Raw genomic sequence first — 11,284 nt, forward strand, 5'->3', positions numbered from 1 at the left:
CCCTCAGCGTAGGTTTTCATGACCCACTGAACTTTTTTCAAGATCAGCTGAAACCATCGCGTTGAATACAAAGCCACCGCAGCCGCAAGCTGAGGTGGCTTTTTTCTGCATTGATAAAAGCTTAAGCAAGGTGAGCAAAAGGAAACTCCAGAAGCGGAGAATGCTCGAAAGAGACTAACAGCGATAAAACCCGAACTCGATACACTGCAGATAATCATTAAAAACCTGGAACCCCACCAGTTGCCGATCCATTCCAGCGGGAGTTGAGCAGCCAAATGTTTACATGGTCGCCCTAACCACTTTTCAGCAATCCAGTGACTGCTAAATACCATTACCGCGTGGCTCAAATACTGCGCAGACTGAAAAGCTGCTGCACTCTGCCGGGCGTCGAGCCGATCAGGTTATGTTCAGTCAGCTGCCGCTGCGCGCGTCGGCTCGAGTTACGGATAATTCGCCGAATCACCTTCACAGAGCCATACAACTGCCAGGATGAGAGCTGACTTCTAGCAGGGAGGTATTCTCTGGGCCTCTATCAGTTTCGTTCCGCTCGAGTGTCAGCCCACACTGGCGGTGACCGCCAAAGGCAGTGAACAGCGTCGCCACTTCGAGTTTGGCAAACTGAATGTCTGCCTTGGGTCGATTCTGTTGAAAAAGTCGGATTTTCAGATCGCCTGAAGTCAGGCACGACCACCACCGGAGAACCTACTCACCACATTGAGTGGTAAAACAGCCGCTCCTGCACACTCGATAACTGTCCCATCCTGCTGCGTGCTTCCCTGCTGGCCCATGCAGAGGTTTTGCCGCAGGCCAGACAGGGAAGCTACTTTTTCAACAGAATCGGCCAGAAGCCGTCATTCGGATGTGCCTATCAAACCAACAAGGAGACGTGGACCACAATCTGTAGTCAACGTGCCGCCATCTTGACAGTTTCTGCCACGTCCACCTTGGCATCATCCACCCCCGCCGCATGCCGGGCCACTCGCCAGCCAAACACAATCGCCGGCCCCAGGGTCGTGCCCGGGCCTGGGTAAGTGCCGCGGAAAATCGAGGTCAAGTCATTCCCGCAGGCATAAAGCCCTTCTATCACCTGACCCCGGATGTCGAGCACCTGGCCGTCGGCGTTGCCGTTCAAGCCGGCGCTACAGGCAAGGTCGGCCGGTTGCACAGTGACTGCGTAGTAGGGGCCTTCGCCCAGCGGGCGCACGCAGGGATTGGGCGTTTGCTGCGGGTCGCCGTTGTGGCGGTTCATGGGGCTGCTGCCACGCTTGAACACCGGATCGTCGCCGCGTGCGGCGGCGACGTTGTAGGTGCTGACCGTGTTCGCAAGTCCCTCGGCATCGACCTTGAGCTTGCTGGCAAGCTCGGCAAGGGTGCGGCCCTTAACCAGGTAGCCGGCCTTGACGAAGCTGGCGATATTGAAGGCGCTGCGTAGCGGCATCACCAGGCCCAGGCCGTAGCGGCGCAAGAAGACTTCGTCGCAGATCAGGTGGGCAGTGGGGCTGCCATCGGCAAGCATGCCCATGACAAAGTCGTGGTAGGAGTCGGACTCATTGACGAAGCGCAGGCCCCGGCCATTCACAGCGATCAGCCCTGGTTTGGCGCGGTCTAGCAGGATGTGTGGCCAGACGGCCTGGTAGCCATCCTTGGCTGTGCGGATCGAGCAGGGCATCCACAGACCGGGGCTGTCGTGGCCGTTGTCGAGCTGGGCGTTGGCCTTCAGCGCACGGTCGATGCCGTCGCCGGTATGGGTCATGGGCGCCAGTGAAAGGGGTTGGGCCGCGGCCGGGAACAATTGCTTACGCAAGGTCGGGTGGCGGGTCACTCCGCCGGTGGCCAATACCACGCCACGGCGGGCGCGGATGCGCTGGGGCTGGCCGTTGTTCAGCACCACGGCGCCCACCACCTGGCCGTTTTCCAGGATCAATTCGTGCAAGGGGGTTTCAAAACGAATTGCCACGTTGCGCTGGCGCAGGCTATAGAACAACCGGGCGACCAGGGCGTTGCCCATGACCAAGTTTGTGCCTCGGGGGTGGCTCAGGCGGTCGATGCAATAGCGGCCGACCACGCTCAGGGTGCGGGTCAGGTTTTTCAACGAGGCAAATGGCGACAGCAGCGCATCCAGGTCGGCGCGCGGCACCATCATGCCGCCCAGCCCCATGAACTCCGGGCGTGGTGGCCGCACGCGGGCGAAGTCTTTGCCCAGTAACCTGCCGTCGAACGCGAGCGGTGCCAGGGCCCGGCCCCCGAACGCTGCGCCTGGGCCGCTGACGTAGTCGGGGTGGGCGGCGGCGGCCACGAATTTCACTTCGCTGATACGCTCCAACTCATCAATTGCCTGCGGCCCGCTGGCCAGAAAGGCTTCGCGCAAGGCTTCACCACCGCGCTCAGCGACCACCGCCTTGAGGAAGGTGGCGGCATCCGCCACGGTGTCCGGCACCCCGGCGCGCCGGCTCTGGGTGGTGCCGGGCACCCATGTGGTACCGCCCGAGGTCGCACTGATGCCGCCCACGACCGCGGTCTTTTCACACAGCAACACGTCCAGCCCGTGGTGGTTAGCCATCAATGCGGTAGTCATGCCTGCGGTGCCTGCGCCGAACACCAACAGGTCGACTTCCTGGTCCCAGTGCGGGGGGATGTGGTTAATGGTGTTCATCATGATTTCTCCTCAATGGTCAGGGCGAAGGTCTTGGCAGCAAACGGCATGGTGGATCGCTCGAAGGTTAAGGCCAGTAGTCTGGGCGTGTGGTTATTCGTAGGCTGTGGCGCCAGCCAGGTGGCGGCCGGCGATATAGCCGAACGTGGCGGCTGGCCCCAGGTTGATACCGCCGGCTGGGTAGTGGCCGCCCATGATGCTGGCCATGTCGGATCCAGCTGAATAAAGACCCGCGATCGGCTGTCCTTCACCGTTGAGGACTTGCGCATGGGCATTGGTCTTGAGGCCCGCGAAGGTGCCGAAGCAGCCCACTTCGACCTTCACCGCATAGAATGGACCCTGCTCGATCGGCGCGACGCAAGGGTTGGGCTTGTGCTGTGCATCACCCTGTTTGCGATTGTAAGGAGTAGTACCGCGACCGAACTGCGGGTCTGCACCGTTGCGGGCGTGGCGGTTGTACTCGGCCAAGGTCTGGCTGAGGCCTATGGGGTCAATACCGCACGCCGTCGCTAACGCCTCGATGGAGTGGCCGGTCTTCAGGTAGCCGGTGCGAATGAACGGCTCAACTGGCAATGGGAATGGCCGGGAAACACCCAGCCCGTAACGCCGCTGAAATGCGTGCGTGCAGATCAACCAGGAGGCGACCTCGGTGCCGGGCGCGGCCGCGACCATCGCTGCAACATAGTCGTAGTAACCATTGGCCTCATTGACGAAACGCTGGCCGTTGGCGAGGACGCCGATGATGCCTGGCTTGCCGCGTTCGATGATGTGCGGGAAGTGGCCGAAGCTACCGTCCTTGTAGGGCACTCGCGACACGGGAGCCCAGGCGGCAGGACAGGCCAGGTCATCGGCGACCTGACCGCCGACGCTCTCGCCCAGGCGCAAACCATCACCACTGACGCTCAGCGGCGGCAACGCCAGATGCTCATGGCCGGTTGGCGTGCGCGGGAATAGTGCCTTTCGTCGTTCGATGTCATTGGCAAAGCCACCCGCAGCCAGCACCACGCCCTTGCGTGCACGAATGGCGATACGGCCCTTTGCGGTTTCGACCACGGCCCCGGCAACGCGGTCGTGCTCATGGATCAGCCCGGTGGCCGGCGCCGACTCCCATAGCTGGACGCCAAGGTCTTCGGCCGACTTGGCCAGGCGGGCGATCAGCGCGACGCCGTTGACCAGATACATGGCGCGCCCCTTGAGCGCCAGGTCGATCAAGTGTTTGCCGAAGCGTTTGGTCACGTGCATCAGCGAGCGCCAGGAGCGCGTAAGGGTGAGGAAAGCTGTCAGGTCACGGCCGGCCATGATCGGCATGCCCATGAATGAAGTTTCGCGCATGGTCTTGCGCAGCCGCTTGAGCAGTTTGCCTGCCTCGTAGGCGTTGTAGGGCGCGGCGATCACCGATCGGCCGCCGGTGCCAGCGCCAGGTGTGTCACCGTGAATGTCGGCAATGGCGTTGCCGTCGGCGAATTGCAAAGCGGTATGGCGCTCGAAAAATGAGACCATGTTGGGCGCAGCTTCGAGAAAGGCATCGATCATCGCGGGATCGAAGTGTTCGCCCAATTCATGTTCGAGGTAGGTACGCGGTAGCCGGCGGTCTTCAATGATCCCGGCACGCTGCGCCAGCGGATTGCAGGGCACCCACATCCAGCCACCGGACCAGGCGGTGGCACCGCCGAACACCTCGTCCTTCTCGACCACGATCACCCGCAGGCCATGCCAGGCGGCGGTCACGGCTGCGCTGAGCCCGGCCGCGCCGGAGCCAATGACCAGGACATCGCAGTCCACCGTGGCGTACAGGGAAGTGTCGGCATGCATTCAGCAGTCTCCTAGTGTGGCGTGTTTAAACATACGTCGATGATTTACAGCGGCTCGATGATTGCCTTGGCGGCGGCCAATGCCTGTCGGGCCCACGCCTCCACCCCCACTTGCGCAACCCTGCTGTCATGCGGGATTTCGACACTGACCGGAACCTCAGCCGGGAGGCTGCGCCAGATCCTCGCCAGATCGATGTCACCTTCGCCAGGCAACAAGCGCTCGCAGCGAGCCGCGTGAATCAGCCCCTCACGGGTGTCCGGCCGCAGCGCCGGGCCATCGCATATTTGGGCGTAGTGCAGCCACTGCGCGGGGATTCGTTGCAGATCCTCGAAGCGGCTGTCGGAACGATCAAAGTGCAAGGCATCGACCAGAATGCCTGCGTTGGCTCGGTCGGCCTGTTCAACAATATGGAGTGCACTGGCCAGGTCGTTGACGGCCGTCCAGGGCATGAATTCCAGGTCTGCTGAAAGGCCGAAGGGCTGCATGGCGTCGCATAGCTGAGCGTAGTGCTCGATCAGCCGGCCTTGTTCCGGATCGTCGCCGGCCACCAGTACGGCCTTGGCCCCGAGCTGCGCACCGACCTCGAAAAAAGGCAGGTAACGTTGCACATCGAATTGCGCATCGAGGCGAATCAACTCCAGGTCGAATACCTTCACCCCGGTGTCGTTCATCCGCGCGAGCGTTTCACGCAGCATGGGTTTGTTATCCATCAATGAATAGGCCACAGCCCCTGGAGCCACCGGCAACAGGCGCACGCCAGCCTGGTCATAGCCGGTGCGGGCAGCCAGCTCGATCATTTCGGGAGGGCTGAAATCGAGAGCGGTCAGTTGGGCAATGGAATAGCTGGCGTGCATGGCATGTCTCCATAGAGGGGTTAAAAGCACACTGGGGTTTAGTTGACTGCAGTGGGAATCGCCGACGTTCTGCGCTTACGGCCTTTGATCCACAGCGCCATAACGCCAATCAAGGAGGGGATGGCGAGGAACAGGAAGACCTGGCTGAAATTCCACTGGGCGGCGAGCATGAGCGCGCCGATGCCGGCGCCGCTGATAGCGCCCAGGCGACCGATGCCGGTCGCCCAGCACACCCCGGTGGCACGGATCTGGGTTGGATAGAATGCGGCGGCCAGCGCGTAGCCACCGACGTTGACGCCATTGAGGAAGTAGCCCAGTAGCAGGATCAACGGGCAGAGGACCTGCATCGTCGGCTGCTGCAGTGCGATGAGCACCGCGCAGGCGCCACCGCAAAAGACCGTCAGCCCGACCACCTTATGGTGGTCCCAGCGGTCCATCTTCATGCCAACAGTGAAGTTGCCCAGCATCCCGCCGATCTGCAGCAATGAGCCCAGCAGTGCCGCCTCTCCCATGCTCAGCCCGGCATCGCGGCTGAGCAGAGGTAGCCAGCTTGATAGCAGGTACATGGTCAGCAGACCCATGAACAGGGTGATCCAGATCATGCAGGTGCCAAGGCTATAGCCGGACGCGAACAGTGCGCTGACCTTGCCTGTCTCCTTGATCGACGCTTCGCTGCTATGGAATCGGGTCTGGGAGTCGGCCAGGCCAGGGACAACTTTGTTGATTGCCTTGATCAGACGCTCCTTCAAAGCGCTGTTCTGGGCCAGAAAGCGGATGGACTCCGGAAGGCTGAGCAGCAGCAGGAGGGCAAAGGCAATGGGTAGCACACCGCCGACCACCAACACCGATCGCCAGCCAAACTGTTCAATCAGCCACTCACTCCCCAGGCCACCCATGGCCGCGCCAAAGGCGAAACCGCAGTAGATGAACGAGACCATATGAGAGCGGTAACGCTTGGGTGCAAATTCGGAGACCAGGGTCGCGGTATTAGGCATTGATGCACCCAGACCGACCCCGGTCAGAAACCGCAGGACTGTCAGGCTGACAATCCCGGTAGACCAGGCTGAAGCCAGGCTCCAGAAACCGAAGAGCAGCACTGATCCGATGATCACTGGCCTGCGGCCAAAACGATCAGCCAATGGGCCCGCAGTCAATGAACCAAAAGCTAGTCCGAGCAGGCCGCTCATCATCACGGGTCCAAGGTCATGTCGCAGCACCCCCCAGTCATCGATCAGCGCGGGGGCGATGAATCCGATCGCCGTCGTATCGAAGCCATCAAAGACCAGCACCATGAAGCCCAAGAACAGCACCACCCATTGCCTGGCGCTCATCTTTCTAGAGTCCATGAAGGTGCTGACATCAAGGTTTAAAGAGTTCGACATAGATGACTCCTGCTTTTTGTTTTTATCAAAGCGCCTTCCCTTGCCATGGCATTTTTTCTGAGGGTGCCAAAGCAATTCGAGGACTGCGGTGATGACAATAACATTGTTGGAATATCATTCCAAAAATAAAATGTATTCCAAGCGATTTTTGTTCGGCAGGGATCCTGCGCTATTCAAAAGCGCTCGATATCAAGGTTTCATCTGAGGAAGCGGCCAGGTCAGGACGACAGGCCGCGTTTGGTCGGGGGACCCGATCAGTCGGTCTGCTCGCTGACTCGGGAGGTCATCATCGACAGCTTGGGAAGACTGTCCAGACTGATTGCGGTGATTTCTTCAGCAGCCTCCAGCAACGCCGCTTTGAGGGACTGCATACGCTCAGGGGTTAGGCGAACGCTTGGACCGGCAATACTGATAACGCCGATAACTTGTTGCTGCGAATCGCGGATTGCAGCAGCCATCGCCGCCGCGCCAATTTCAAAACTTTCGTCGACTGAGGCATAGCTTTGATCACGTGCGAGCTGCAGATGATTAAGCAGCTGTTCAATCGTGGTCGCCGCGTTGGGGCCATATTCACCGGGTTTGGACAGGCCTTGGCGGTAAACCAGCTCCAGTGCGCGTTCGTTACTCAGGCAGCTCAGCCAGGCAAGTCCCGACGCCGTGCAACAGAGTTTGGCTTCGGCACCAGCATCAGGATCGTAGCGCAGCCCGGAGCGCGTGCCTTGTGCCTTGGAGATCCATACCAAATTATCGCCATCTACAATGCTCAAGCGCACGAGTTCGCCGGACAGGCGGGCGAGGCGATCAAGTACCGGTTTGGCGAGGTCGACCATGTCGCTCTGGGACAGATGCTTTAGTGCAAGCGAGACCACCTTGAGGGCGAGAACATAATTGCCGTGCTGATGGTCTTGGCGCACAAAACCCTGTTCGACCAAGCAATTAAGCATGCGGTGAGTAGCGCTCGGCGGAATGTCCAAGGCTTCAGCTACTTGCTGAAGGGCTAGCCCGGTGCTTTTTCCGGCCAACAGCTCAATAGCGTGCAGGCCGCGTTCCAACGCATTACTCATAGTTGTTCCTTAGCTTGTGAGAGATGAGCTCCCGACGAAAAATGTATTGGAATACTATTCCAATCTTTGTGAGGCTGCAAACGAAGGGACCGTTCAGTTTACAGCCCACCATTTATCGCGGGTGCTCATGACTCATTGCCAAAGAGAAGGCCTGGCTGTGTTGCTGTCAGCTCACCTGGCCGCGCAAAAAAGGATAATCACGCTAATCCTGGTGTCCCGGCAGTGAAGGACTCAGATCCCGAAAAACTTCTTGTAGCAACCTAATTGCTCACTGAGCATGTAGCTTCCTGGATGCACAGGGTGGCCCGCAGCTTGCGCCACGCGTAGCAGGCGAGTCTCGACGGGTTGCATGATGATATCTGCCACCAGTGTTCCGGGAGACAGGTCGGCGAGATCAATAGGAAGTGGATCTTCATCCGAGAGCCCTAACGGCGTAGCGTTGATGACAACGTCAACCAACCTAAGGTGTTGCGGCTGAGCAACCTCGCATCGCCCCGGCCAATGTTGATCCAGCCTGGCGAGCAGTGCTTGGGCTTTGACCGTATCCGGTTCTTGCAGATACAACCGGTCTATTCCTGCTTGCAGTAATGCTGCAGCTATCGAACTTCCCGCACCACCACCTCCGGCTATTACGACACGCTTCCCCGCCAGTTCGTACCCCTTGCGCTGCATGCCCAGGACAAAGCCTGTGCCATCGAAGTTATCAGCCTCCCACACTCCTTGTTCGTTGCGCCGCAATGCGTTGGTGCTGCCGGAGACCTGAACGGCGAGGCTCACCTTATCCGCGAACTCACGAGCGGCAAACTTGTACGGGATGGTGATCAGCATTCCCGAAAAATTTTCCATCGCTTGTAGGCCGCGTATCACGGTAGCGAGCTGTTCAGGGCGCGCATGCACCGCAATCATCACCGCATCCACGCCTTCCTCGGTGAACACCTTATTCAGTAACTGTGGAGCCTTCACCTGTTTTACCGGATCACCTACAACCGCAAAAATTCGGGTATTGCCTGTAGGACTGGGTATCAACAACTCAGACATCACGTTCTCCTAGGGTATTCCATGGCTTTGTCCGGCGTACTACCCGCCCGGGATGAATACGATGCGGGCCCGGCTAATTGGCGTATGAGCATCACGTGTTGCGCACAGAGTCGGCGCTTGACGCAGTGCCAGGGTCGGCGTTACGAACCCATCATAGCAATAATGGAAAGCCATTCCATTAAAATAACTGATTCCTTTTTGCTAGCACTAATGTAGGCCTACCCTGCCGTTTGGAAAAATAATCCATGATCGATTGCTGGTTTTTCCCATGTCAGCTGAGTCACGAGCTACTCGGCTGCGTTGGTGTGTTGCCGCTGAGAATGAAGCCGAATCGAAAAATTCAGATTTCCTGAAAGTCCAGTTCAGCATTGGTGAAATCCCAAACAGGGAAAAGTCCTATACATCACCCTCGCGTTTCAGCAACTCATGAAAACCTTCGCAGGCTGCAGTGATTTGATGTAGTGGTCAACTAATCCCGGACACGACGTTAAGTTTTTTCTCGGCCTGAGCTGGGGCCAGTCCGTTGTTGAATTGGTGCGGTCTAATCCAGTTGAACCGATGCATCAGGTAATGACTGATGTCGCGGTGCGCTTCTCGAGCTGTCATGTAGCCCAGGGTCGGTATCCATTCAGTTTTCAAGCTGCGAAACACACGCTCCATCGGCGCATTATCCCAACAGTTTCCACGACGGCTCATGCTTTGGCGCACTCGGTAACGCCAGAGCCGTTGGCGAAACTGGCGACTGCCATATTGCGAGCCCTGATCCGAGTGAAACAGCAGCCCTTGAGGCCTGCCACGCTGTTCGTAAGCCATGTCCAACGCCTTGATGACCAGATCCGCATCCGGCTTGTTTGACAGCGCCCAACCCACAATTCGGCGTGCGTAGAGATCCAGAACGACAGCCAGGTAATGCCATTTCCCTTGAGCCCAGATGTAGGTGATGTCGCCACACCAGACTTGATTCGGCGCCGGCACATCAAACTCTCGATTCAAGATGTTCGGAATGTCAGGCCGCTCAACCGTCGCTTGTTTGTAGGCATGTGATCCAGGTTGTTTGCTAACCAACTCCAGTTCCCGCATCAGGCCACGCACCTTGAACCGCCCGATTTGCTCACCGTCTTCCTGCATCATCGACACGATGCTGCGGCTACCGGCGGCGCTTCGACTTTGCGTAAACAGTTCGTTGACCCGACTGCGCAACCGAAGCCGCTCAACGTCCGGAGTTCGGCGCCTGAGGCGGTGGGAGTAGTAACACGAACGAGTAATGTCAAAGACTGTGCAAAGCCAATCGACCGGCTCTTGGGCGCTCAGTTGATCAATCAGCGCGTGCGCTCGTGCTCTTCCGACATCAAGAGCGCGGTAGCCTTTTTTAAAATGGATTTCTCCCGTTCAAGGCGAGCGATTCGAGCTTCCAATTCATGGATTTTCTGCTGCTCAGGCGTCAGCGCCTTACTCTGCGGAGTAACGCCGTTGCGCTCCTGCTGGAGTTGATTAACCCAGCGACGCAACGCGGACTCGACCACCCCAAGCGAGCGGCTGGCTTATAGCCTTGATCGAGCACGAGGCCTGCGGCCTCGCGTTTGAATTCAGCGGAAAAGGAACGACGTTGCTTGGTCATCAGACACCTCTATCTGGCGAGCATTCTCGCCTAAATGGGTGTCCGGTTTCATTAGACCACTACATACTGATGCCTATCTGAAAATGCTGCGTCTTGAATTAAGCGGGCAAACGTTTAAGAAGTCAGTTGAAATACAACTCCTGCCTGAGGGACCGTTGAGCAAGCGTAGCGCCTCATCGGTTGAGTACCGCATGCAGAACATTTCTGCGGTAATGCAGCAATTGGATTAACCGCGAATTACTGGCTATGCCATCGCCCTTATCGCAAGGGAGAAAAGATTGCTTTGAAGAATCTTTTGGAGCGTTTAGAAATCGAGTGCTGAAACCCGATAGGCTCAGATTACTGTAAGCTGACCGCTGGGGACGAGCAGGTCGGAGAAATTGGGCCATGAGACGTATTTTTGGGTACAGTCCGGGATCGTTTCCAGAAGCCAGTTCATCCCCGCTTCCGGTCCGCAAATTCCGCACTCCCAGAGCTCGATCACTCGCCAGCCTGACCTGAGCAGTTCCTCTCGGTTCCTGATGTCACGCTTCACGTTCTGATCGAATTTGGTCTGCCAAAAATCCTCGCGGGTCTTTGGGATCGTGGCGTATCTGCAGCCCGGATGCCTGTGCCAGAAGCAACCATGAACGAAGATGCAGACATGGTGACGAGGGAGTACGACATCGGGTTTGCCTGGAAGATTTCTCTGATGCAAGCGATACCTGAAGCCTTGTCGATGAAGCAGCTTCCTGACCTTCATCTCTGGCAATGTATCGCTGCCGCGGATGCCCGCCATCATTCGAGACCTGACTTCTCTACTGACTATGTCCATGAACAACCCCCAGACGAGCTTGCCCTTGTCGCAGGATACCCCCTTGGAA

8 protein-coding genes and 1 pseudogene are annotated in these 11,284 nt (G+C 58.2%); all 9 read right to left on the minus strand.

Annotated elements, in window-relative coordinates; genetic code table 11:
* Positions 1-3: 3 nt before the first annotated feature.
* A complete protein-coding gene (locus tag BLV61_RS31870; protein WP_279627442.1) occupies positions 4-138 on the minus strand; it encodes a hypothetical protein in 135 nt (44 codons plus the stop codon).
* Positions 139-904: 766 nt separating this feature from the next.
* Positions 905-2,656, minus strand: a complete 1,752-nt coding sequence (locus tag BLV61_RS09500) for an FAD-dependent oxidoreductase (RefSeq protein WP_208604204.1) — start codon at positions 2,654-2,656, stop codon at positions 905-907.
* A gap of 90 nt (positions 2,657-2,746) precedes the next feature.
* Positions 2,747-4,465, minus strand: a complete 1,719-nt coding sequence (locus BLV61_RS09505; RefSeq protein WP_090464428.1) for an FAD-dependent oxidoreductase — start codon at positions 4,463-4,465, stop codon at positions 2,747-2,749.
* 44 nt (positions 4,466-4,509) lie between these two features.
* Positions 4,510-5,319: a sugar phosphate isomerase/epimerase family protein gene (locus BLV61_RS09510; protein WP_090464431.1), complete on the minus strand. Its 810-nt coding sequence runs from the start codon at positions 5,317-5,319 to the stop codon at positions 4,510-4,512.
* A 38-nt stretch (positions 5,320-5,357) separates the two neighbouring features.
* Positions 5,358-6,776: an MFS transporter gene (locus BLV61_RS09515; protein ID WP_244159837.1), complete on the minus strand. Its 1,419-nt coding sequence runs from the start codon at positions 6,774-6,776 to the stop codon at positions 5,358-5,360.
* 179 nt (positions 6,777-6,955) lie between these two features.
* Positions 6,956-7,765: an IclR family transcriptional regulator gene (locus BLV61_RS09520; RefSeq protein ID WP_090464437.1), complete on the minus strand. Its 810-nt coding sequence runs from the start codon at positions 7,763-7,765 to the stop codon at positions 6,956-6,958.
* Between the two features lie 231 nt (positions 7,766-7,996).
* Positions 7,997-8,803, minus strand: coding sequence for a shikimate dehydrogenase family protein (locus tag BLV61_RS09525; RefSeq protein WP_090464439.1), 807 nt, complete (start codon positions 8,801-8,803; stop codon positions 7,997-7,999).
* A gap of 465 nt (positions 8,804-9,268) precedes the next feature.
* A pseudogene (locus BLV61_RS09530) lies at positions 9,269-10,421 on the minus strand (IS3 family transposase).
* 334 nt (positions 10,422-10,755) lie between these two features.
* Complete coding sequence (locus BLV61_RS09540; protein WP_090469834.1) at positions 10,756-11,235, minus strand: very short patch repair endonuclease; 480 nt, start codon at positions 11,233-11,235, stop codon at positions 10,756-10,758.
* Between the last annotated feature and the right edge of the window lie 49 nt (positions 11,236-11,284).

Source organism: Pseudomonas mohnii (genome assembly GCF_900105115.1).
GTDB lineage: Bacteria > Pseudomonadota > Gammaproteobacteria > Pseudomonadales > Pseudomonadaceae > Aquipseudomonas > Aquipseudomonas mohnii.

Bases quoted from the DNA above. Each gene is read 5' to 3' on its own strand.
- BLV61_RS09520 (WP_090464437.1), bottom strand. From the start codon at position 7,765: ATGAGTAATGCGTTGGAACGCGGCCTGCACGCTATTGAGCTGTTGGCC.
- BLV61_RS09525 (WP_090464439.1), bottom strand. From the start codon at position 8,803: ATGTCTGAGTTGTTGATACCCAGTCCTACAGGCAATACCCGAATTTTT.
- BLV61_RS09505 (WP_090464428.1), bottom strand. From the start codon at position 4,465: ATGCATGCCGACACTTCCCTGTACGCCACGGTGGACTGCGATGTCCTG.
- BLV61_RS09500 (WP_208604204.1), bottom strand. From the start codon at position 2,656: ATGATGAACACCATTAACCACATCCCCCCGCACTGGGACCAGGAAGTC.
- BLV61_RS09510 (WP_090464431.1), bottom strand. From the start codon at position 5,319: ATGCACGCCAGCTATTCCATTGCCCAACTGACCGCTCTCGATTTCAGC.
- BLV61_RS09540 (WP_090469834.1), bottom strand. From the start codon at position 11,235: ATGGACATAGTCAGTAGAGAAGTCAGGTCTCGAATGATGGCGGGCATC.